Origin of the sequence: Paenibacillus hebaui (assembly GCF_051934385.1) — a bacterium.
Taxonomy (GTDB): domain Bacteria; phylum Bacillota; class Bacilli; order Paenibacillales; family Paenibacillaceae; genus Paenibacillus.
Window position 1 is genome coordinate 6,440,189 of the sequence record NZ_CP196836.1, and the last position, 24,272, is coordinate 6,464,460.

The 24,272-nt window shown below is 48.5% G+C and carries 14 protein-coding genes; 4 read left to right on the forward strand and 10 right to left on the reverse strand.

The window, feature by feature from the left end:
- Positions 1–211: 211 nt before the first annotated feature.
- The 7 genes from ACR32F_RS29085 to uvrB all read right to left on the reverse strand — a co-directional run bounded on the left by ACR32F_RS29085 (position 212) and on the right by uvrB (position 16,566).
- Entirely contained in the window at positions 212–3,796 is a 3,585-nt protein-coding gene (locus ACR32F_RS29085; RefSeq protein WP_440113346.1) for a DEAD/DEAH box helicase, read from the reverse strand.
- A 223-nt stretch (positions 3,797–4,019) separates the two neighbouring features.
- A complete protein-coding gene (locus ACR32F_RS29090) occupies positions 4,020–6,533 on the reverse strand; it encodes a DUF3656 domain-containing U32 family peptidase (RefSeq protein WP_440113349.1) in 2,514 nt (837 codons plus the stop codon).
- A gap of 418 nt (positions 6,534–6,951) precedes the next feature.
- Positions 6,952–8,850 (reverse strand): stalk domain-containing protein, encoded by a 1,899-nt coding sequence (locus ACR32F_RS29095; RefSeq protein ID WP_440113352.1) that lies wholly within the window; start codon positions 8,848–8,850, stop codon positions 6,952–6,954.
- A gap of 43 nt (positions 8,851–8,893) precedes the next feature.
- Positions 8,894–10,060, reverse strand: coding sequence for a S1C family serine protease (locus tag ACR32F_RS29100; protein WP_440113355.1), 1,167 nt, complete (start codon positions 10,058–10,060; stop codon positions 8,894–8,896).
- Positions 10,061–10,334: 274 nt separating this feature from the next.
- A complete protein-coding gene (locus ACR32F_RS29105; protein ID WP_440113358.1) occupies positions 10,335–10,547 on the reverse strand; it encodes a hypothetical protein in 213 nt (70 codons plus the stop codon).
- Positions 10,548–10,973: 426 nt separating this feature from the next.
- A complete protein-coding gene (uvrA, locus tag ACR32F_RS29110) occupies positions 10,974–13,832 on the reverse strand; it encodes an excinuclease ABC subunit UvrA (protein ID WP_440113361.1) in 2,859 nt (952 codons plus the stop codon).
- Between the two features lie 742 nt (positions 13,833–14,574).
- A complete protein-coding gene (gene uvrB / locus ACR32F_RS29115) occupies positions 14,575–16,566 on the reverse strand; it encodes an excinuclease ABC subunit UvrB (protein ID WP_440113364.1) in 1,992 nt (663 codons plus the stop codon).
- 169 nt (positions 16,567–16,735) lie between these two features.
- Between uvrB and ACR32F_RS29120 the strand changes: the two genes are divergently transcribed.
- Together ACR32F_RS29120 and ACR32F_RS29125 are read left to right on the forward strand one after the other, a co-directional pair.
- A complete protein-coding gene (locus ACR32F_RS29120) occupies positions 16,736–17,533 on the forward strand; it encodes a flagellar motor protein (RefSeq protein WP_440113367.1) in 798 nt (265 codons plus the stop codon).
- Positions 17,517–18,359 (forward strand): flagellar motor protein MotB, encoded by an 843-nt coding sequence (locus ACR32F_RS29125; protein ID WP_440113370.1) that lies wholly within the window; start codon positions 17,517–17,519, stop codon positions 18,357–18,359. Before ACR32F_RS29120 ends, ACR32F_RS29125 begins: the two co-directional genes overlap by 17 nt.
- A gap of 378 nt (positions 18,360–18,737) precedes the next feature.
- Here the strand turns inward: ACR32F_RS29125 and ACR32F_RS29130 are convergent, their stop codons facing one another.
- Genes ACR32F_RS29130 through ACR32F_RS29140 form a run of 3 tightly spaced genes read right to left on the reverse strand, consistent with a single transcriptional unit; the run spans position 18,738 to position 22,041 of the window.
- Entirely contained in the window at positions 18,738–19,916 is a 1,179-nt protein-coding gene (locus tag ACR32F_RS29130) for an ABC transporter permease (RefSeq protein ID WP_440113372.1), read from the reverse strand.
- Entirely contained in the window at positions 19,909–21,093 is a 1,185-nt protein-coding gene (locus ACR32F_RS29135) for an ABC transporter permease (RefSeq protein ID WP_440113375.1), read from the reverse strand. Before ACR32F_RS29135 ends, ACR32F_RS29130 begins: the two co-directional genes overlap by 8 nt.
- A 12-nt stretch (positions 21,094–21,105) precedes the next feature.
- Positions 21,106–22,041: an ABC transporter ATP-binding protein gene (locus tag ACR32F_RS29140; RefSeq protein WP_440113378.1), complete on the reverse strand. Its 936-nt coding sequence runs from the start codon at positions 22,039–22,041 to the stop codon at positions 21,106–21,108.
- A 210-nt stretch (positions 22,042–22,251) separates the two neighbouring features.
- Here ACR32F_RS29140 and ACR32F_RS29145 point away from each other — a divergent pair, with 210 nt between their 5' ends.
- Together ACR32F_RS29145 and ACR32F_RS29150 are read left to right on the forward strand one after the other, a co-directional pair.
- Positions 22,252–23,514, forward strand: a complete 1,263-nt coding sequence (locus ACR32F_RS29145; protein ID WP_440113381.1) for a sensor histidine kinase — start codon at positions 22,252–22,254, stop codon at positions 23,512–23,514.
- Positions 23,515–23,533: 19 nt separating this feature from the next.
- Entirely contained in the window at positions 23,534–24,223 is a 690-nt protein-coding gene (locus ACR32F_RS29150) for a response regulator (RefSeq protein ID WP_440113384.1), read from the forward strand.
- The last annotated feature ends 49 nt before the right edge of the window (positions 24,224–24,272 follow it).

The following is a 24,272-nucleotide window of genomic DNA, read 5'->3' on the forward strand; positions in this document are numbered from 1 at the left end:
CATACGAAAATGAGCGTTTAATCCCCTCTGTATATAGTAAAAATACAGGAATTATCAATAAGCACCTAATGTAATGAACTATCACCTTTTCTAGTATTATATTCCCAATATCTTATTTAAGTCACTACTTCTCTTCTCCTATACTATATCCCATTAAAAAGAATAGAGTGATGCACACCGTTACGTTGCACCACCCTACAAACAAATCCATTTATACCATCAATAGCTCCCGAATATCCTGCTCGGATAAGGTAGTCGATCCTCCATCTCCCGGTTCGATCACTTCGGCAATCAGATCTTTCTTGCGCTGCTGCAGCTCCAGAATCTTCTCCTCGATGGTACCTTCGGTAACCAAACGAATCACTTGCACCACTTGTTTCTGCCCCATGCGATGAGCGCGTCCGATAGCTTGTTCCTCCACGGCGGGATTCCACCACAAATCATATAAAATAACGGTGTCTGCCCCAGTCAGGTTCAGCCCTGTACCACCAGCCTTCAGAGAAATGAGGAACAGCTCGGCTTCGCCCTCGTTGAATCTGCGGCACATTTCCACACGACTCTCTGTAGGTGTCTGACCATCAAGATAGAACAGGTTCCTTCCCTGGGCAGCCAACGTTTGTCGGATCAGGTTCAGCATGCTCGCAAACTGAGAGAAGATGAGAATACGTTTGCCAGCGGCCAGACAATCCTCGACGGTTTCTAGCAGCTGCTCCATTTTCCCTGAATCGCCCTGATAGCCTTCGACAAAAAGAGCGGGATGACAACACAACTGTCGCAAACGCGTGATACCAGCCAAAATTTTGATTCGGTTCTTTTGAAAGCCGTTCTCTTCCATATCCTTGGAAGCTTCATCCTGAAGCTGAGAAAGATAGGCAGCATACAGTTTCTTCTGTTCATCTGTAAGCTCGGACCGCTGGACTGTCTCAATACGATCAGGCAGTTCTTGCAGTACATCCTTCTTCAAACGGCGGAGAATAAAGGGACGGACCATGCGAGAGATCCGTTCCGGGGGAAGATCGCGAAATCTTCTATAACTCGGAAACAAACCAGGAAATACTGCTTCAAAGATAGACCACAGCTCATCCAGTGAGTTCTCCACAGGTGTTCCCGTGAGTGCAAACCGCCGCGGAGCCTGAATCTGTTTGACGGCCTGAGCCGTCTGAGAAGAGGCATTCTTAATCGCCTGGGCTTCATCCAAAATAAGCGTATGGAACGTTCTATCCAGATACGTGTCCAGATCCCGTCGCAACAAAGGATAGGACGTCACAATGACATCCGCCTCATCCATTCCTGCGAGCACACTGGCTCGCTCGTCTTTGTGACCTGCCGCAATTAGCACTCGTAAATGCGGAGCGAAATGGGCAAATTCATTGGCCCAGTTATACGTTAAGGAAGCTGGTGCAACGACGAGTACCGGAGGATGAGCAGCATGGCTTCGGACCGCTAATCCATCCCGTAATGTACCCGACGCGGATAACAGGCCTCCAGCCCCCTCTAAAGACGCCTCATTCGATGGTAGCTCGGTTACAGGATCGATCTCAGCATTTTCATGATCGCCATGTAGTTTGGGCTTTTCTTTCAGTTCTGCCGAGATATAAGCGATACTTTGCAACGTTTTGCCAAGCCCCATATCATCGGCCAGAATACCGCCAAAACGGTAAAATGCGAGGGTACGCAGCCATTGGTATCCGCTGGTCTGATAATCCCGGAGCACAGGAGCGAGTGCATCTGGCATCGCAAATTCCATCCGTTCGGGATCACGGAGGTCATCGAGGAAACGTTTCAGGGAACCTCCCCACTTCACATGTCCCGAAACCTCATCCCGACCCGGAAGCTGCAAAGCGCGAACCGCCGGAAGCCGAATGTGGCTACCCTTGATATCCCCCGCTGCAAGTCCAAGCGAATCCGCCATGTGTGCAAAACTGTCCGCCCCTTCATTTTCAAGCGAAACAAAGACACCGCTGCGCAGGCGGAAATACAGTTTCTTTTCCACAATGCTGCGCATTAACTCCTGAAGTTCCAGCTCGTCTACACCTTCCATCTCAAATGAGATCTCCAGCCAGTCCAGCCCTTTGCCAAGATCAGCCCGAACTTTCGGAGGTGTTGGATAGGATTGCACCATGGCTTTTACGGCATTCGGAATGTAGATGTCCACCTGTTTCTCAAGCTCAGGCAGCAGATGGTACATCACATCATATATGGCATCTTCACGTTCGCTCGCCCAGACACTGCCATCCCGTTCAAGGAAAGATCGGTCCAACCGTTCAATCAGATTCCGCTCCTTATGTCGGTCACGCACCAGAATTACCTTTTTCTCTTCCTCATCGATCAAATATTCGGCCAGCGGATTAATGACCATCACTCCATAGTCAAACTCCAGACGTGCTGTAATGCGTTCACGGTAAAAGTCAATGTACAGCTTAGGTGAAAGTTCAGGCTCTGCAATCTGTTCACGTACCTGCGAATCAATGGACAAATGTCCCAGCGTGCGCAGCTCCGGTACGACATGCTGTACAAATTCATCCACTTGCTGGGCTGAAATATCGATGCTTTCCTTAATTCCATATGAAGTGAGTGCCTTGCTCAGATCTTCCAGACTTCGCATCTGCATGGGTTCTAACATATGCAACTGCCCTTCCACCACGGCAACATCATAGGCAGGAAGAAGAATCAGCTCACGCAATCCGGAGATTTCAAGCTGGTACCCCTCATTAGCCCCCTGAGCAATACGATAAAATAAAGGAAGTGCGCCCTCACCCATCGTGAGCGGTCCATTGGCGAGCCCTGTACCCTCCATCCGGCTGTCCGCCTGAAGCAACAACTCTAGCAACGGTTTCCATACCAGAGGAGCAATTAATATGTCCCTGCCATCTGAAGCTCCCAAATACCCGGAAATGGATTCCCGATATGCTTCCTCACTCTGCCTCATTCGAATAAGCATGGACAGGATCGCTTGATCCTGGGGACTAAAATAATGCATCGAAGGATCATAGAAGAATAACTTCGTAAATGACATCGGCTCGCCCTTCTCAATGCAGTTCAGAAATTGCTTTACTTTCTGTACGACATAGAGGCGTTTATTTCCAACCTTCAATTCGAGAGCAAGCTTCGCTCCACCCTTGTGAACCTGTACAAGCTTGCATATAAACTGAACCTGCAATTCTTCTCGCAGAGAGGAGCGTGTTACAGGGGCGGTATATTTACGTTCAGAACCATGTAATGTATTCCGTTCTCGGGCAAACAGAGATAAAATCTGATCCGCTGTGCGGTACGAAGGCTTGTCTGCCGTACGCCCCCATCCAGGGGCTGAACTTGGACGGCCTGCCTGAGCAAAATGAGTTAAGGGATGGTCCCCATCCGAATTGGATAGTTGAGGCTTGGAATCAGAAGGCTCAGGTTCAGTTGCAGATAGCCTGTGATCTAAACTGAAATTCGGCCGCTCCCACACACTTTCTTCCACCAATGTGCCCACTCTCAAATTGGAGCCCGTACCAACATTCCGGTTACGTTCTTCTCCCCATTCATGGATCGCCAACAGGACGGCAGCCACATGTTTGCAATAATCATAATATCGGCCGTCACCTGGACAGCTGCATCCCGCCTCAATCTCTCCTGCATCATCCAGATTAATGATCACTTTATGACGTTCAGTACTTCTAACCAACGCTTCAAAATGACGTTCATCCTCACTGACAACCAAATTGGTCACCCTGCCGGACTGGTTGTACGCTTCCCCTCGTTTGAATGCCGTGACCCCGCACAGCAACTTGATATCCATAATAGTGAATGGCGCCACGAGTTTTTCGCCTCCTTGTTCGCGCTGACGGATAGCGGTAGCTCATCTAATCCCAACGTCTTTTTTATAGAAAAAACCCCAAGAGCTCCGTAAAGCAGAGTTTGGGGTTACTTGATTCTTGCAGCCTGTATCTTGTTGCTTGTTATTGTTGCTTATCACTTGCAGGATACCTGTACCTTGCTATCATCCTTGTTGTCGTAGCTGGTACAGCATTTCCGTTCTCTTATTTCACCAGTTGACCACGCGTCACGCCAAGCTGATTGGTTGCTTTCAATGTTTTCCATACCTGTGTACCACTGATCTCACCGCGCAGTGCACGGTTGTACAGATCAATGACTTCACGTACCTGCTCCGGTGTTTCCTCCAGGAATTCCACACGGTAACGAGATACACCCAGATCCATAAAGTTGGTCAAGTACTCGGCACCTGACTGTTCCACTGCATTATAAACCGTATTGCGGCAACCTTCGTCCACACGTACCGGGTGGGACATGCCAATCCGGTCTTGCAGCGAGGCACGCTGTTCTTCACAAGGACGACCACAGTTTGTAAAGTCTGTTCCTTCACTCATAAACGTACAGTACACACAGTGCTCGGTGTGGAACATCGGCAAATGCTGATGAATGACTACTTCGGTCTGACTTGTACGGGAGTGACCGAGCAAATCTACCATTTGCTGAATGTTCAAGTCATAAGACGGCGTAATCCAGTCACAGCCTGCTTCCAGGAACAATTCTACCGCTTTGTGATTGGCGATGTTCAATGAGAAGTCACCGATCAGTTCCGGGTGCTTCGCATCCGGGTTCTCCATCCGGTGGCGCAGATAGAAGTACAATGCGCCTGTATTACGTACCAGTACCGCATCCGGCTTTAGACGCAGAATGTTGTTGTGATATCCGTTCTCGCCAGGCATATGAATGCGCGGTGTAGCCAGCGCAATTTTGCGACCTGCTGCATGTACAGCTTCCACCGCTGCCGGGAACTGCTTGATGAACTCGAAGTCGGCGTAGATCATACCGACTCCCGCTTCCAGCGCTGCCTCCACTTGTGGCAGGCTGCGGCAGAGCGCGGTCAGCTCTGCTTGACCGCGAGCCACTGGCGATGCCGGTTTAACCGCATCGCCGTAGACTTCCACCGCCCGTTTCACGTAGACGGGCGGTTTAGGGCGCTCGCCCGCGAGCTGTTCCACCGCCTGACGGCGAATGTTATTCAGCTCGCGCATCGGGATGATGACGTCACCGTGCAGGTTGACGTCCATTCCTTCCAGCTGGAACACCGTGCCGCCCAGACGTCCGAACTGCTCTTCGAGCAATTCATGCGTCATTGGACGCTTCTGGGCAATGTCCAGTTCCATCTCGGAATCGATACGGACGGTCGTGCCTTTCTGCACGTCTGTCCACCAAGTGCTAAGCGGCTGCCCCGGGCTACCGATGACTTTAACTTTTACCGGGAACACACGGTATGGCTTCTCGGTCTCGAAGCTTTGACGCAGACGTTTGTCCAGTGCCGGGTCATTCGTTTTCCACACTTTGTCGCCAACCTTCACCCGGCGCAGATCTACGTCACTACGGCCTGGCACGACATCAACGATCCAGCCTTCTTCGGCTTCCGCTTCAAGTTTCACACCTTTGCGACGTACATCGTATACACGTCCGCCCTCTTCCTTCTGAGTCGGGTCTCCGGCGTCAAATACGATTCCGTCCCCACGTTTGACTGGTGCATCCAGCTTTAAGACCACACCATCACGCAGGACTTGGTCCACACGGCCAAGGTAGACACCGCGGCTTTTCGGGAATGTGCCATCAACCAGTTCTTTGTTGTTTGTACCACTCAGGAAACCGTGCGTGAATCCACGAGAGAAGCTCTGCTGCAATTCACGAACTTCTTCCTTGCTCGGCGGTGTGTTATCTCCATCAAAATAACGGTCGATCGCTTTACGGTATTTGCTAACCACGTTTGCCACGTACTCCGGCGTTTTGAGGCGTCCTTCAATTTTGAAGGAAGTTACCCCTGCTTCGATCAGTTCCGGCATCAAGTCAATCGCAGCCAGATCCTTCGGAGACAACAGATATGCCACATCACCCATCGGTTTATGCACTCCATCCACCATCAGATCGTACGGTAGACGGCAAGCCTGTGCACACTCCCCACGGTTGGCGGAACGCCCGCCCCACATTTCAGAAGTCAGGCATTGTCCCGAATACGACACACACAACGCCCCGTGAACGAATACTTCCATTGGAAGTTTTGCCTGTTCTCCAATCTTTTGAATCTGTTTCAGGTTATTCTCCCGTCCAAGTACGACACGTTCCATATCAAATGGCTTCGTAAACTCGACTGCTTCCGGCGACGTAATCGTCATTTGTGTTGAACCGTGAATCGGGAAATCCGGTGAGATCTCGCGAATCATTTTGACCAAGCCCAAATCCTGTACAATTACGGCGTCCACCCCTGCATCGACACAAGCGTCAATCAGTTCTTTGGCATCCGTCAATTCATTTTCAAAAATCAATATATTAAAGGTCAAAAAACCTTTTACGCCATAACTGTGCAAAAACGCCATAATCTCTGGCAGCTCGTCCATACGGAAATTGTTCGCGCGTGCCCGTGCATTAAACTTTTCGACTCCGAAGAAAATCGCATCTGCGCCATTGGCTACCGCCGAACGCATACAATCCCAATCACCTGCAGGTGCCAGAAGCTCGACGTCTTCTCTTCGTATTGTTGCTGTTTTCATGTAAATCCTCCCCATAACCGGCTATCGCCGGGTTTCATCCCTATATCCTTAACCCTATATCCTTAAACACCTGAACACGCCAAGCTTAAGCCTGTACCTTGATCTGGTACACCTGCATTGTCACTGTATTGCTATATCTATACATTATGTCTGTATTGCCCAATTCCCAAGCCTACAGCCATCTATATTCATCAGATCAGCAGTCATAACTCCTGAACTAATATATTGTACCACGTCTGTACTGACTCTTCTACGCTTTCCTGAAAAAACCGTTTATCATTTTCATTTCCATTAAGCATTACACTAGACACTCCGATTGCAGTGTAAATGTTCAATTCATTTTATATAAAAAATAAATAAACCGGAAGGTCTTCGGACCCTCCGGCAACATAAATCTCTTTCATTTCAGCATTTTGCATCATTTAACAAAAGTAAATGAGTTCACCGCTTTTTCCAGCGCTGCCGCCTGAACTGCTGTCTTGTTCGCATCATTTAAACCACTTGTAATCGTATACGTCGTTCCACCCTGTTCAAACACAATCTGACGGCCACTGTATGGAACACCATTATCCACTTCATGGTAGCTGAATGAAAATGCGGGTACACCGGCAAATGTCACTTCTTCGCTACTGAGTAATTTGAAATTTTTACGGGTTTTGGTTGCTTCCGCATAGGCCTCTCTCAGCTGGCTAACGGTCATTTCAATCGACTTGTCCTCGCTCGCCGCAATGGAGAATTCCCCACCGGTGAACGTATACACGACAGGTGAATATTCAAACCGATCACTGTACGGCGTCCAGTAGCGCGGAATGTCCACACTGTAGTGGTAACGCTTGGACGTACGTGTCAATGTTTTGGTCTTGTCCGTCAAATACGGGTCCTCATCCAGCTGCCCGAAATTATCGGCGACGGTATCGAAATCAATCTCAACACTCTTCATTATCCGCTCAAACCATTCCCGTTCTTCCGTCTGGTCCTCCGGGAACGTATATTCAGCATAATACCGATAGCCATTCTTCTGCAAAAGAACATCGAACTCCGTCTGCCAACCACTGCCAAAGTTATAACGGAATTCATTCACTTCAGCAGTCTCGCCGGATATCTCCATCGTGGACGAACCAATCGGCTCGTAACTTTCCGGAGTAAATGTCTCGCGCATCCACTTGTCCAGTTGGCCGCTCCATTCTTTTACCGTTGCACCTGCCTTGGCAGATGTAACACGCAGTTGCAGATACGCACCATCCTTGCCTTTGTATACCATTTGAGTGTTGTCCATGGACCAGCCGGCAGGCACCTTCAAATCGATACCGTAATCTTCATTCCATGCAGAGCGCATGCCATCATCTACCGTGGAAAGATCCTTGATTGTACGATCCGACTGTACATAGGTAGGCTGGAATGAATTGAGCAGCGCCGCACGTTTGCCCAGATCTTTATAGTTCAGGGCTTCGTAATCTGCCAGGTATACATCGTATTGACGACCCTCGTTAATGTACTGGCGCATCTCCCATAACATGCCGTCTGCATCTTTAACGACAATCCGTGCATACGGTGTTTTGCCTTTCGTGACCGCTTCCCGGTCCAGCACCGTCTCTCCCGTCTGTTTCGCTTCCTGAACCAATTGTTGAAGCATGTCATCCGAGTCGAGTGAAACATCCTGGTCGCTGACATACACTTCAAGATAATAACTGCTGTCCTCGGAGCCAAAAGACATCATGCGTTCCTGGTCCCCAGTCTGCAAAATTCTCATTTCTGCTGGATAGCTAATGGACCAGCCGTAATAGCTGTTACCAATTCGCGTTTTGCCTGCATCCAGATTGATGCCACCCTCATCGTCATCCGCCGAATCATCGGTTTGCAATAAACGAATGACCATTTCCCCGGAACTGCTTGGGGCAAGAGTGGCACCAATACCGGCAGCAATTGGACGAAGTGGGACCATGAGTACGCCATTCACCATTTTGGGTGCAGTGCCCATCTCTTTTTTCACACCATCCACCCAGGCGATCGAGCTGCCAATGGTTAACGTGACCGTATGCGGACCTTCCTTAATTTTGACTACATCATTCTTTTCCAGCCGGATTTCACTGCCAAATGCTTTCTTGAACACACCTACAGGCACCATCGTAACCCCATTCACCTTGTAGGGTTTGGCAATAGCCTGCTTATCCCCGTTGATATAGGCGCTTGTGCTGCCTGCCTTGATCCGGAGTTCACTTGTGGTATCGTTGGATGCCCATACAGGTATTGCCGCTCCAATAGTCAGCAACCCGGTTATAACACCTGTGCACAGCACACGTAAAAATGATTTCTTCATTCCGTTCATTCATCCTCTCTGAATCCGGGTCACTCGCCGAGCTTTATTGGTCTTCACCTGCTGGGAATTGCTCATCGTCCTCGTCCAGAATATCTGCACGATCAGCAAGTACCAAAGTACGGGTGACGATGTCGCCATCCGATTGCATTTGCAGCTTCACCTTTTGGCCCGGCAAATACTTCTTGAGCAACTCATTGATATCTACCACAGAAGATACACGTGAGCCCGCCACACTGTATAACACATCGCCCTCTTTGATTTTGGCTTTCTTCGCTTCCGCTGAAAGTACGCCCGTGATCGTCAATGGATCATCCGTAGGCAGACCAACAATAGCAGACCAGCTCTCTTCCAATTGCAGACCGAGACTGGCACGCTTTATTTTTCCATATTTAAAAAACTGATTAACGATATATTCAACGGTATCTACCGGTATCGAAAATCCCAAACTCTCTATACCTACTGCGGAGAATTTCATTGAGTTAATTCCAACAACTTCGCCTTTCAGGTTGACCAGCGGCCCCCCGCTGTTGCCTGGATTAATGGCCGTATCGGTCTGAATCAACCGATAGGTTTCCTCAACGCCACGGTTCAGCCCGCTGATCACTCCCACGGTTGCCGAGTTGCGCAAAGAAAAAGAGATCGGTGTGCCAATAGCGATGACGGTCTCTCCAACCGACGTTTGTGATGCTTTGGCGAAGGTCGCCGGTTTGAGCGATTTGGCATTAATTTTGATTAAAGCAAGATCACTTAACGGATCACTGTAGGTTTCAGTTATTTTGTATGTATTGCCATCGGTCGTAACGACGACAGGACTAGTTAACCCGTCAACCACATGGGCATTCGTCACAATCCAGCCGTTGGAGCGAATGATTACGCCAGTACCGTGAGCAAGGTTATATCGGTCTGGTGTGGTCCCATCCTGTACCTCGGTGGATTTGCCGATGATACCCACAACAGAAGGAGATACTTTTTCGATGACTCTCGGTACTGCTTCATTCCCTTTATACTTGTATGTTCCGGATTTGGCATCATATTGCCCACTGCCTCCGAGCACTTTGAGCAAATCAGTCGAACTGACATACACTTGTCCATCTATCACTTTGGCCTGCATCCCCGTTGCAGACTTAGCTGCTCCAGCCGGTGCTGCAACACTGATTGAGAGTACCGCAGCCATCAGCAAGGCTACACTCTTTTTTCCTAACACTCTCATGTTCTCACTCAACCCTCTCTATATATCCTCCGTTACGCAACCAGACCATACGAGCCCTCTCTGAATCTATGCTGTCTATCATCTGCCATATCGGTATCCCCAAATGTAGCATACAAATTCTTCCTGTACAATTGCTTCCGGACCTATTTTTAATAGAGAATATCGTATTTTCCCAATGACGTACAAAACACAAAAAAAACACCCTCCGCAATTCCTCTGGAAAGTGTTTGTCTGTTCTTCTTCCTGTTGTTGTCGGATCGCGTCAGCGCGATCTCTACGAACCAAACCAACCGGTAATCATCGCGTAGTCCGTCAGCAAAAATACGAGCAGACTGACCACTGCAAATCCAATGGCAAACAAATTTTTCTTCGGCGCACGAATCAGGCGAACCACTCCGATGAAAATCAGGATCGTAAATAAGAGCACAAAAATATCAAATGCATTAAAATTCGAAGTACTCGCCGTGGCAGCTTCTGCAAGTAGCATAAATAGACAGACCTCCTCACCATAGTTGAACAGCATACACATGCCCTAATATCTTCCTCTATGTTATCTGTACACCGCTTGTAATGCAAGCCCTATCATCCAGAAAAATGAAAAAAATCCAGTTTGGCTGTATATTCTTGAAATGCTTGTCCCATCACATATGTAAACACTTTCACTGTTGTCAGAACAGAGTGAAGGCACGCCTCATAATACACAACATCATAAAAAACCTTCTTCTCTGAAGCGAGGGCATTAGATCGTCTTCCAATGCCTCACACTTCATGAAAAGAAGGGTTAACTCTATACAAACTAACGTTTACATTGTAGTACATGGCTAGATGACTATTGTATACATGGAGACAATAAAAGGAAACTAGTGTGGAAAGGTAGAACATGTCCACCTTCTCACGATAGTGCCTCCATTTGTTACTCCGTCAATTGTAACGTCTTGCTCCGTTCAGTATCCCGCTCAAGGACCGGCTTCAAATACTTGCCCGTATAGGAATCTTCCACCTTAATGATATCCTCTGGCGTACCTGTGGCAACAATCGTTCCACCACCGCTTCCGCCCTCTGGACCCAGATCGATGACATAATCGGCTGTTTTGATAACATCCAGATTATGCTCGATCACCAGTACCGATTCTCCGGAATCTACCAGACGGTGCAGCACGGTCAGCAGACGATCAATATCATCGACATGCAGACCCGTGGTTGGCTCATCCAGAATATATATGGTTTTACCTGTACTGCGACGATACAGCTCGGAAGCAAGTTTCACACGTTGTGCTTCACCACCGGACAATGTTGTTGCAGGCTGCCCTATGTTAATGTATCCTAGCCCCACGTCAAGCAAGGTTTGCATTTTGCGATGAATTTTAGGAATGTTTTCAAAGAATTGCGTTGCATCCTCTACCGTCATTTCCAGCACATCTGCAATATTTCTATTTTTGTATTTGACTTCAAGTGTTTCGCGATTGTACCGTTTGCCTTTGCAGACCTCACAAGGGACGTAGACATCTGGCAGGAAGTGCATCTCAATTTTGATAATGCCATCCCCGCGGCAGGCTTCACAGCGTCCACCTTTGATATTAAAGCTGAATCGGCCTTTTTTGTATCCGCGCACTTTGGCTTCATTAGTCTGTGCAAACAGATCCCGGATGTCATCAAAGACGCCCGTATAGGTAGCCGGGTTGGAACGTGGCGTCCGCCCGATTGGCGACTGGTCGATATCAATTACTTTATCGATATGTTCCAGGCCTCGAATCTCTTTATGCTGACCGGGACGCACCCGTGCACGATTCAGATCACGTGCCAAAGTTTTGTAAAGTATCTCATTGATCAGCGTCGATTTACCCGAGCCGGATACACCCGTTACCGCTGTAAATACCCCTACCGGAATTTTCACATTCAGGTTTTTGAGGTTATTTTCCTTCGCTCCGCGCACTTCCAGCCAGCGCTCTCCCACACTACGGCGTTCAGTACGTACCGGAATAAACTTGCGCCCACTCAGATATTGACCGGTTAACGAGTTCTCATCATTCATGATCTCTTCCGGCGTCCCCTGTGACATAATGGTACCTCCATGGATACCTGCACCTGGACCAATGTCGATAATATAATCGGCGGCCATCATGGTGTCCTCATCATGTTCAACCACAATCAGTGTGTTCCCAATATCCCGCATATGTGCAAGGGTTGAGATCAAACGATCATTATCCCGTTGATGCAGACCGATACTTGGCTCATCGAGAATATAGAGTACCCCCATCAGGCTGGAACCAATCTGTGTCGCCAGTCTAATCCGCTGGGCTTCACCACCGGACAACGTTCCGGCAGCACGGCTCAGGGTCAGGTAATCCAGACCTACGTTTACAAGGAAGCCAAGGCGGCTGTTGATTTCTTTTAAAATAAGTTTGGCGATCGTTTGCTCTTTCTCACTCAATTGCAGTGAATCGAAGAATCGGCCGGCCTCTCCAATGGATAAGCTCGTCACATACGCCATGTTGTGATCGTTAATGGTTACAGCCAGAGCCTCCCGTTTCAGACGGTGCCCTTTGCAGGTACCACAAGGCTTCGCGCTCATATAACCTTCAATGAATTCACGGATACCCTCGGATGCTGTGTCACGGTAGCGACGCTCCAGATTATTCACAATACCTTCAAAGGTAACCAGCGCTTCTTTGCGTTGACCAAAATCATTCTCGTACCGGAAACGAATCTTCTCCGTCCCCGTACCCTGCAACAGCTTATTCATCTGTTCAGCTGGAAGATCCTCGACAGGCACATTCTGCGGAATGTTAAAGTGCTCGCATACCGATTTGAGGAATTGCGGATAATAGGTGGACGTACCACCTGTCCAAGCATCAAAGGCACCATCTTCAATCGTTTTGCTACGATCCGGCACCAGCAGATCGGGATCGACAATCATTTTGACACCCAAACCGTCACAATCCGGGCAGGCTCCGAAAGGGCTATTGAACGAAAACATCCGCGGTGCCAACTCTTCAATACTGAATCCGCAGACCGGGCAGGCAAAATTGGAACTAAAGCGCAGCTCTTCTTCGCCCATAATGTCGACCAGCAACTGTCCACCGGACAGATTAAGTGCAGTCTCAATGGAATCGGCCAGACGTGATTGAACATCTTCCTTAATCACGATCCGGTCAACCACAACTTCAATTGTATGCTTTTTGTTCTTCTCTAATTGAATATCTTCCGACAAATCACGCAATTCCCCGTTCACCCGTACACGAACAAAGCCCTGCTTAGACACATCGGCAAATATACTCTTGTGTTCACCCTTGCGCCCCGAAACAATGGGTGCCAAAATCTGCAACCGGGTCCGCTCAGGATATTGCATTATGCGGTCAACCATTTGTTCTACGGTCTGGGAGCTAATCTCCACGCCATGATCCGGACAATGAGGATGTCCCACACGTGCAAATAACAGACGCAGATAATCATAAATTTCGGTCACGGTTCCGACGGTGGAACGCGGGTTGCGACTTGTTGTTTTTTGATCTATTGAAATCGCCGGTGACAAACCTTCAATGGAATCCACATCTGGTTTCTCCATCTGCCCCAGAAACTGCCGTGCATAGGCAGACAAGGATTCTACATATCGTCGCTGTCCTTCGGCATATATCGTGTCAAAAGCCAGCGAGGACTTGCCTGAGCCACTCAGACCGGTCAATACGACAAAACGGTCACGCGGGATGGTAATATCAATGTTTTTCAGGTTATGCGCTCGTGCGCCTTTGATGACAATGTTCTCGCTCGCCAATGGTATTCATCCTTTCAATGTGTTAATCTAAACCTTTTTCAAAGCCTTTTCGATCCCTCCCAAACCCTCCCTTCCAAGGGAGGGCCCCAGAGGGCGCAGCCCTCTGGACACCCGAAACAGGCGGTGCATGGTGAGGGGTCGGGTCTTGCTATGTGAAGGAATTGCCGTGTACCCGCTGCTTTGCACAGGATTCTGGCCTGTCGCCAGAATCCTGTGCAGCGGCTCTACTACGAGAGTGCGCTCACGGCTTCGCCTCGTTCGCGGTGGGTCGCCATTGCTTTCAGCTCGGCTCCATTTCAGTGCCTGGACACTCACGGCTTCGCCTCATTCGTGGCAGGTCGCCATTGCCTTCGGCTCGGCTCCACTTCAGTGCCGGGACCCTCACGGCTCTGCCTCGTTCGTGGGCAAGGTCGCCATTGCTTTCAGCTCGGCTCCACTTCAATACCGGGGACTCTCACGGCTTTGCCTCGTTCGCGGCAGGTCGCCATTGCCTTCGGCTCGGCTCCTTAGGTACACGGTTTCCAAGTTTTTTCCTATAAATCTTTTAACCAATTTCAACTTTTCTATCAGTATAGACCTGTTTTTAAGTTTTCAACATGTCTAATTATCGGTAAATGTTACGGATTCCTTTACTCAACAAGAGAACGGCCAGTTGGCCGTTCTCTTTGTTACAGATCTATCCTTACAGGCAAATATTACATACCTGTACTTGCTGCACAATCTAACAACTTTTCCTGCCAAACTATTCAGCACGTAATTCCAACAATGCATCACGGAGCTCAGCGGCACGCTCAAACTGCAGGTTTTTGGCAGCGTCTTTCATTTCTACCTCTAGGCGCTGAATAAGTGACTGACGTTCCTTCTTCGACATCTTCTCGGCAGCGCCTGTAAGATAGTCTTTCTTGGATTCAGCAACTTTCGTTGCTTCAATCACATCACGCACTTTTTTGCGGATTGTCTGTGGTGTAATTCCATGTTTCTCATTGTATGCAATCTGGATCGTCCGGCGGCGTTCGGTTTCCTGCATCGCCTTATCCATCGAATCCGTCACTTTGTCACCGTATAGAATAACGCGACCCTCGCTGTTCCGTGCCGCACGACCAATCGTTTGGATCAGTGAGCGTTCAGAACGCAAGAAGCCTTCCTTATCAGCATCCAAAATGGCTACCAAGGAAACTTCGGGTAGATCCAGACCTTCCCGGAGCAAGTTAATTCCGATTAGGACATGGAACACACCCAGCCTTAGATCACGTAAAATCGCCATACGTTCCAAAGTCTTAATCTCGGAATGCAGATAACGTACCTTGATTCCGATTTCCTTCAGGTAATCCGTCAGATCCTCGGACATCTTCTTCGTTAATGTTGTGATCAATACGCGCTCATCTTTGGCAATCCGGTCATTAATCTCACCAATCAAATCATCAATCTGTCCCTTCGTTGGGCGCAGTTCAATAATGGGATCAAGCAGACCCGTTGGACGAATAATCTGTTGTACCATCGTATCGGTATGCTCAATCTCGTAAGGACCCGGCGTTGCCGATACATAGATAATCTGATCCGTCTTTCCTTCGAACTCATCGAACTTGAGCGGACGGTTATCCAGCGCAGATGGCAAACGGAATCCATGATCAACCAGTACCGTCTTCCGAGCTTGGTCACCGTTATACATCGCACGGATCTGTGGCAGGGTCACATGAGACTCATCGACCACGATTAACATATCATCCGGGAAGTAATCCATCAGGGTGTATGGTGTATCGCCGCGTTCGCGGAATGTCAGCGGTCCGGAATAGTTCTCAATCCCTGAACAGAACCCGACTTCCTTCATCATTTCGATATCGTATCGTGTACGTTGTTCTAACCGCTGAGCCTCCAGCAATTTCCCCTGTTCACGCAATACTTCAAGACGCTCTTCCAGTTCACGCTCAATGTTTACCAGTGCAACCTTCATCGTCTCTTCTTGCGTTACGAAGTGAGACGCTGGGAAAATGGCAATATGTTCACGTTCGCCAACCAGTTCTCCGGTTAACACGTCAATCTCCGTAATTTTCTCGATCTCATCACCGAACAATTCAACCCGAATCGCATGTTCTCCCTTGGACGCTGGAAAAATCTCGATTACATCACCGCGCACACGGAATGTACCGCGCACAAAGTTAATGTCATTCCGCTGATATTGGATCTCTACCAGACGGGACAAAATCTGATTACGCGGCTTCTCCATGCCTACCCGAAGAGATAACAACATGCTGGAATACGAATGCGGTGACCCCAAGCCATAGATGCAGGACACGCTCGCTACAATGATGACATCCCTGCGTTCAAACAATGAACTGGTCGCTGCGTGACGCAACTTATCGATCTCCTCATTAATACTTGAATCCTTCTCGATATACGTATCTGAGGACGGAATATAAGCTTCCGGTTGAAAATAATCATAATAGCTGACAAAATACTCAACCATGTTGTTCGGAAAAAAATCTTTGAACTCACTTGCAAGCTGTGCCGCCAGCGTCTTATTGTGGGCAATAATCAGCGTGGGACGTTGCAACTGGGCAATGGTCTGTGCAATCGTGAACGTCTTACCTGTACCCGTTGCACCAAGCAGCGTCTGATATCTCTTCCCCTCTTGAACACCCTTCACCAATTCTTTAATGGCTGCTGGCTGATCACCTTGGGGAGAAAACTCTGACTCGATTTCGAACTTTTTATCGCTCATTATAATATCGCTCATTGCCGTATCTCACCCTATCGTCTAAAATAATAGTCACTATATATTGTCGAAGTTCCCCGAATTTTTATATGGGAAAACTTATAGTAATAGGAATATTTGTTCCCGTTTAATTATAACTCGTTCGTACTAGTGATGCAAACGTGAAGTGAAGATTGGAGTGGGTTAAATTATGGATATTGCGACACTTATCGGTATTATTGCCGGGATTGCCGCAGTCATCAGTGGTTTTTTGTGGGAAGGTGGTCAATTGTCCGGCCTTATGCAAAAAACGGCTGCTTTAATTGTATTTGGTGGCACGATTGCCGCAGTAGTTGCCAGTTTCCCTGCACATCGACTGCGTACGATTCCTACTGCCTTGCGCATGGCTTTTGGACGCAACAACAATGAATCCAGCCAGTGGGTGGAAGAGCTGGTGGACATGTCTTCAATTGCCCGTCGCTCAGGTGTACTTGCATTGGAACGCAAAGTTATGGATCACCCTCATCCCTTTCTGAAAGATGGTATTCAGATGGTTGTGGATGGTACCGATCAGGATGTTATTCGTCAGATTATGGAGATGGAGATTGATTCCATCGAACAAAAGCATGAAGGCTACGCCAAAATTTTCGAATCTGCTGGAGGTTATGCTCCAACGATGGGCATCATCGGTACCGTTATGGGACTTATTCAAGTGCTCGGGAGTCTAACCGATCCGACTGGACTTGGACCTGCTATTGCTGTTGCTTTTACAGCCACCCTTTACGGGGTAGCCAGTGCCAATCTGATCTTTCTACCCATCGCCTCCAAAATCAAGTCTCGCGGTGCAGAAGACATACAGATGATGGAGATGCTGCTCGAAGGTGTTCTTTCCATCCAGAACGGAGAGAATCCGCAGCTCATACGTAAACGGTTGGAGTCCTTCACACTCTCCCACCGCAAGACCACACGCCCCGTCATGAAGGAGGGATTGGATGAGTCGGCGCAGTAAGCGACGCGGAAAACGTGAACCTGCCGATCAACGGGATCGCTGGATGATCACCTATGCCGATCTCATTACTCTGCTATTGATCTTTTTTGTCATCATGTTTGCCATGAGCAATCTGGATACCGGTAAATATGACGTCGTTACTCAATCGTTGCAAAATACATTCAATCAATCTGACTCCGTACTTGAGCTTGGTGAAGGGATCGGCGGTACAGCCGGACAAGCCATTACGAAGAATCCCCCCTCTGAGATTCAGGGAGAAGAATCTGGAGAAGGTGAAGGCCCATCTTCCGGTTCCGGGACAGCAACACCAGAAGATGACAATAAGCCGCTCACAGAGCGGGAAGAGCAATTTAGATCACAAGAGCAGGAATTGCAAAATCTATTCAATGTGATTACCCAATATATTGAGGACAATAAACTGGAAAATCAGATTTTTGTTGCGGATAAGCCACAAGGCTTATCCATTACACTCAGTGACCGCTTCCTGTTCGACCAGGGGCAAGCTGCCCTCAAAGGTGATGCTGCACCCACACTGAGCAAACTGGCAAGCCTGTTTCGGGATCTGAACACCGTGGTCAGCATCGAAGGTCATACGGACAACATTCCTGTCGGGGCAAACTCCGCTTATAAAGACAACTGGGAACTTTCCGGCGAACGCGCACTGTCCGTATTACGATATTTCCTCGACCAAGAGAAGCTGCACCCCGACAACTTTCAATACGCGGGATATGCGGATACTCGTCCAACCGGTGACAACACCACCGTGGCAGGACGGCAAAAGAATCGGCGCGTGGAAATAACTGTCTTGCGTCAATTACAGCCCTAAACTCCCACATTTCGCGTAATGTATCATTGCTCCTGATATAAGAAAGGGCCATTCCGGAAGTCGTTGCTTCTTGAGTCACATTGCTGACGAATCGACTGTGCCTTAAATAAAGTATTATCGTAGAATAAAAACTTTAACGAACTTCAGAGAAGTTATTTTGGATATAAACTGTGGCAGGACGTGCAGATCAAGGAAATAACGCCTCTGTGATTCGTTAGAACGTAGACCTGCGGTAAATGAAGCGAATAACATGTGCTCCGTTCGTTAGACCGTATTAACGCAAATAAAGGGATGTCCCCGTCATGTTCATGACTTATGGGGCATCCCCTTTTTGTTTCTACCCTACCCTGCTCTGCACTAATTAATGAAACTTGCTCATCATGAGTCCACACCCGGCTGGCTCGGACGAAGAATTGCTGAACCCACGGTCAACAAAATGGCAGCCATACCACCCAGGATTAACAGCGGCAGTGTAATATCCGACAACGTACCCCCAGCGGAGATCGTTTCCACGGCCTGAATCGTCCACTTCTGCGGTACAAAATTGGCCAGTTTTTGCATATAGTCCGGCATAATCGACAGCGGCCAGAAACAGCCGCCAATCATGCACGTTGGTGTAATAATCAGCGAGTTCAGCATGTTTGCATTTTTGGATTCGCGAATTAATCCGGCAACCGTACTTGCAATCCCCATGGAAACTAGCATAAACGCAGCCAGAATGAGGAAATGAATACTAAAGGGAACACCCGCATCATAATGGAGCACCCATCGGCTGATCCCCAGTACCAGCACAATCTGGAGCAGGCCGATCGCAAAGCTGCCCAGGAAATTACCCAGTGCAATTTCGTAGGCGCGGACTGGAGCCGTATAGATCCTTGCCATCGTACGCTGCCTGCGATCTTCCATAATCACAGCGACTGCACTGGTCAGCAGTCCCATCATGAACATAATCGTAAATCCGGTCACGTTGTTCAGGCCGGGTTTTGGATAGATCTTCAGATCGGTTGCTTCACCCGAGATCCGATGTTTACCCAGCTCATGTAACAACTCTTCAAATTCGGCTTGTGTCTGAGCAGGGTCAGGCGTCCCACCAGAAGCTGCATCTGTTGCCGCCAGTACTGCCGAAGCAGAATGATTCAGTCCAGCCGCCAAACCCTCCACCGCCGCCCTCAACGTATATGAGCTTTCACTGACACGAAGTTCGATTAGCTGTACTTCAGCCTGTTTGTCTTCCAGCAGGTCATTTGTATAATTCGCCGGAATGATGATGCCGGAGCTCCCCTTTTGCTGGGCAATGGTTTCCTTAAGTTCAGCAACATTGTTCATGGGCTTGAGCAGGTATTCCTCTTTGTGGGCCAGCTCATCCAAGATCCATTGACCAGCTGCACCCTGATCCTCGTTAACATAAGGAATGACAGCACGTGTGCCTTGCTCACTCCCAAACAATGCAACCGCTCCGGTGACCACAAAACACGGCAGAAGGAAATACGTGATGAAGCCCCGTTTGCGCAATAGGGTGCGCCGAATCATCAACCAGGCAATATTCAGGCTATTCATACCGATATCCCACCTTTCTATAGATCAATGCCGCTGCCGTCACCATTACAGCACATACCGCACCAAGCATCGTGATACTATACATAATCTCACTTACAGGAGCGTCCAACATCATCCGCAGAAAACTTTGCAGAGCCCAGTGATTTACCGTAAATTGGCTTAATTGCTGTACAAAATCAATGGCAATTGGCGTAAATCCGCCGCTGATAAACGTCATGGCAATGATAATGCCCTGCAAAGTAGCACTTGCTGAAGCAGCATTTTTACATACCAGGGCAACGATTATACCAAAAGTCATAGAAGCCAGTGTAATCAACACACAGATCAGCACGATCAGCCAGGGATGTGTGCCCCAGTTCACACCGTATAACCAATGCGTCATCCATACGATGATAATGGCCTGCATGAAAGCAAGAAGGCTGTTGCCTGCAACTTTCCCTGCAAAAATAACTCCGTTGCCAATCGGGGCTGCCTGTAGACGAGTTAACGTTTTTTTATCTCTCTCTCCAAAAAGACTGTTGCTGGTGGTCATGCCCGCGTAAAGCATAAACATGGCGAGCATGGAAGCCGCGTAATATTGTGAAGCACTATAGGAAGTTCCCACTTTCCCAGGACTGCTGACAGCTATATATGATGCGTTTGAAGCATCGGTTTGCGAACCTACAGCCTTCGCAGCCACCGCTTTCGGACCTAACACCTTCGCCGCAGCAACCTGTCTGTTCAGTTCGTCCGTGAATCGGGTAAACAACGTCTGACCCATAACGTTAAGCGTGCCATCTTTCCCTAGTATCCATTGTAGCCTTACCTCTTCCCCTTTCATGATCTGCTCTTCCAGATCTGCCGGGATTATAACCGCAAAATCAAGTTCACCGCGACGAAGAGCATGTACGGCCTCTTCCTCTGCAGACATGGGCTTTACCGTCATCATGCTGGCTATTGCCGGAGATGTCACAAAAGTATTCAGGGCTTTACTGGCCCAACCGGAAGAAGACTCAGCCTGTATAATGCCCACTCTCACTGGGTCGGGAGTCGTTCCCTCGCCATTGTCCATCGCACTGGAAAGGGCGGTACCTAATATAAAGATCAGCAGCAAAGGCAGAATAAACAGGTTCAGCACCACAGATCGAATTTTCAAAATACGTCTCAATTCAAAGACGCAAATATGCCAAATATTCATCTTTCGCTCCCCCTAGTCCCGCAGCGTACGCCCGGTCAAATTGAGGAACAAGGTTTCCAGATCCGGCTCCTCGACCTTGAGCGACTGAATGGAAACTTCATGTTTGCTGCATATAAAAAGCATGTCCTGCAAATCCTGCTGTGCCGCAGGCAAGGTAATCGTCAAGGTGTCCCCCGAGATTTCTACCGCACGCACGCGGGGGTGCAGTTTCAATTCTTCTACAACATCGGAACCGATACCCGTAGTCGCAAGTACGATTTTTTCCTCAGATGCTACCCGCTCTCTCAACTCTGCTTCGGTACCACAGGCAATGATATGCCCCTGATCCATTATCGCTACCCGGTGACTAATCGCAGCCACTTCCTCCATGTAATGGCTTGTATAGATGATCGTAGATCCCATTTGGTTCAGCGTACGTACCGACTCCAGAATATGATTCCGCGATTGTGGGTCAATGCCAACCGTCGGTTCATCCATAATAATTAAGTCCGGCCGATGCATAATGGCACATGCGATGTTCAGCCTGCGTTTCATCCCACCTGAAAAGGTGGAGGGCACATCCTTTGCTTTGTCCTGCAATCCTACAAATTCAAGGGATTCCTGCACCCTTTCCTTAAGCACCTTCCCACGGAGTCCGTATAGTCGGGCAAAAAAAGTTACATTCTCCGCAGCGGTCATCGTTTCGTATAAAGCCAGATCCTGTGGCACCAGTCCGATCCTGCGTTTCACATCAAGCGGTCGCTCCTTGACCGATATGCCGTCCAATCGTATTTCACCCTGATCGATGTTCAGGAGACCGGCAATCATGCTGATCGTGGTACTTTTCCCTGCTCCATTGGGACCGAGCAATCCAAAAATTTCTCCTTTACCTACGTTCAGGTTCAAATGATCCACCGATAACTTGTTGCCGTATCGTTTCACGACATTATGCACTTCAAGTATAGCCATTCTGATTACGCTCCTCTTCCGTTTCGGCGCCTGCCGCGGATTTCATATCTGTATTGTACCGAATTCGGGCCTCGTGCGAAGGTACGAAAGGTCATGAAATGAAGGTGACTTAAGTCATCTCCTGATCAGAGAGCAGCCTGTGGTATAATCAGGGGTGCACTAAGAGGGGATTTTTTCAAAACACTTTATAAAAAAGGATGTCTCTGATATATGCCAATGCGGTTGCTGCAATACGGTTTAATTATAGTTCCAGCTGTACTGTATATGTTGACGCTGCCCATAGAACAAGAAGACATGTATACCTTGTATATTATCGTCGCAATTGGACTCGCCGTGTGGAAGGACTTCACACGCTCAGGGGTACAGCGAATGCTCGTATTGCTTGCTGAAATGCTCTGGAGCTGCTGGCTGGTCACTTTATATGGCCCCTTTATGTTGTTTATCTCCTTATCGGCGCTCTATGTGTATATGTATAGACTCGAAGGAACACAGCAATGGTTGATGTTAGGCATCCAACTTATCGCCAGCAATATCGCGTTGCACTGGCATTATGCAGTCCCACATGTACTGCATTCATGGCTGATTGCCTATCAACCGAATGCGATGACTTTTTTCTCCGAGGAGACAACAGGCAGGGTTACAGGTAACCTGCTCCTGCTCATCACTGGTGCAATTTCATGGCAGGGATCAAGAACGGCGAGCAGCCGCGGACAACTCGAACAGGTGTATGACGAACTTCGCAGTAAACACTATGAGCTTGAGGACGCGCGTGCACAGTTGTTACAATTCACAAAGCAGCTTGAAGGAGCGGCGCAAGCAGAGGAACGCACCCGAATCTCACGGCAGCTTCATGATGAGATCGGACACCGACTGATTCGAACCAAGATGATGTCTGAGGCCGCTCTGCTGACTCTTCCTTTAAACACGGAACAGGGTACAGACATGGTGAAACAGATTCGGGATCAATTGGCGGCCAGTATGGACGATATGCGCACCACACTGCATAAATTGCGTCCTGCCTCGAACATATCTGATGCCTACGCGCTGGATCGCCTACTTGAAGATGTGGGTAGGGAAACAGGCGTGAAGACCCGTTACGAAGTAAGCGGTTATGCCTATGCTCTCTATCCGAGCATACAAATCGTCTTGTACAAAAATGCCAAAGAAGCCCTTACCAATGCCCTGCGGCATGGAAATGCCAGTACGATTACTGTAGAACTATCATTTGGGGAGCAGGAAGTCTGTATGAGCATCAGTAACGATGGGCAGATCAACCCTCCGTCCAACAAGGGACAATCCAATGGAAGACACGAGGAACGTACGAACCAAAAAGAATTTGCCAGAACAGGCATGGGACATGAAGGCATGCGTCTGCGTACACAATTGCTTGGAGGACAAGTGGAAATCAAGCCGGCTTATCCCTATACAGTGATTACACGCCTGCCAATAACAAACAAAGCTGATATCATCTGATAAAGGAAGTGATCTGCTCATGTCTGAACGGAACGATACTGCTAAAAAGCATGATACTCCCGAACCTCAGTCCATCCGACTGATCCTGGCAGACGATGATTCTTTCATCCGTGAGAGTCTCAAAGTCCTGCTTGGACTCGATCCTGGCATTACCGTTACAGGTACCGCCTCCAATGGACTGGAAGCGTTGGAATTGCTGGAGTCAGGAACGGATGCTGACGTTGTGCTGATGGATATTCGCATGCCGGATTGTGATGGTGTCAGAGGTACCCAACTCATCAAAACACGGTTCCCTGAAATCCAGGTGTTGATGCTCACCACGTTTGACGATGACGAGTACATTATTCAGGCTTTGCAGAATGGAGCAAGCGGTTATTTGCTCAAAAATGTCCCCCCTGACCGGATCATTCAAGGAATCAAAACGGTACATAACGGTGATATGCTCATTCATCCTGATATTGCACGGAAACTGGCTAGTCTGCTCCGTCCAGTAGCGTCTGCACAGACATCTACACCGATGGAGTCACATGGACTGACCCGTATGGAGCTGGCTGTTGCCGAGGCCATATCGGAAGGACTGTCCAATAAGGAGATAGCCGCCAAGCTGTTCCTAAGTGAAGGCACGGTCAAAAACTATGTCACTGATATCCTCGGCAAGCTGAGCTTGCGGGACAGAACACAAATTGCTATCTTTATGTTGAGAAAGTAAGTAGAAAGAAGGGTATCCCATCGCCTGGTCAGGCTGTGGAATACCCTTT

Coding starts and splice junctions, on each gene's coding strand:
- ACR32F_RS29090 (WP_440113349.1), bottom strand. CDS start 6,533: ATGAAAACAGCAACAATACGAAGAGAAGACGTCGAGCTTCTGGCACCT.
- ACR32F_RS29095 (WP_440113352.1), bottom strand. CDS start 8,850: ATGAAGAAATCATTTTTACGTGTGCTGTGCACAGGTGTTATAACCGGG.
- ACR32F_RS29100 (WP_440113355.1), bottom strand. CDS start 10,060: ATGAGAGTGTTAGGAAAAAAGAGTGTAGCCTTGCTGATGGCTGCGGTA.
- ACR32F_RS29105 (WP_440113358.1), bottom strand. CDS start 10,547: ATGCTACTTGCAGAAGCTGCCACGGCGAGTACTTCGAATTTTAATGCA.
- uvrB (WP_440113364.1), bottom strand. CDS start 16,566: ATGAGCGATATTATAATGAGCGATAAAAAGTTCGAAATCGAGTCAGAG.
- ACR32F_RS29120 (WP_440113367.1), top strand. CDS start 16,736: ATGGATATTGCGACACTTATCGGTATTATTGCCGGGATTGCCGCAGTC.
- ACR32F_RS29125 (WP_440113370.1), top strand. CDS start 17,517: ATGAGTCGGCGCAGTAAGCGACGCGGAAAACGTGAACCTGCCGATCAA.
- ACR32F_RS29130 (WP_440113372.1), bottom strand. CDS start 19,916: ATGAATAGCCTGAATATTGCCTGGTTGATGATTCGGCGCACCCTATTG.
- ACR32F_RS29135 (WP_440113375.1), bottom strand. CDS start 21,093: ATGAATATTTGGCATATTTGCGTCTTTGAATTGAGACGTATTTTGAAA.
- ACR32F_RS29140 (WP_440113378.1), bottom strand. CDS start 22,041: ATGGCTATACTTGAAGTGCATAATGTCGTGAAACGATACGGCAACAAG.
- ACR32F_RS29145 (WP_440113381.1), top strand. CDS start 22,252: ATGCCAATGCGGTTGCTGCAATACGGTTTAATTATAGTTCCAGCTGTA.
- ACR32F_RS29150 (WP_440113384.1), top strand. CDS start 23,534: ATGTCTGAACGGAACGATACTGCTAAAAAGCATGATACTCCCGAACCT.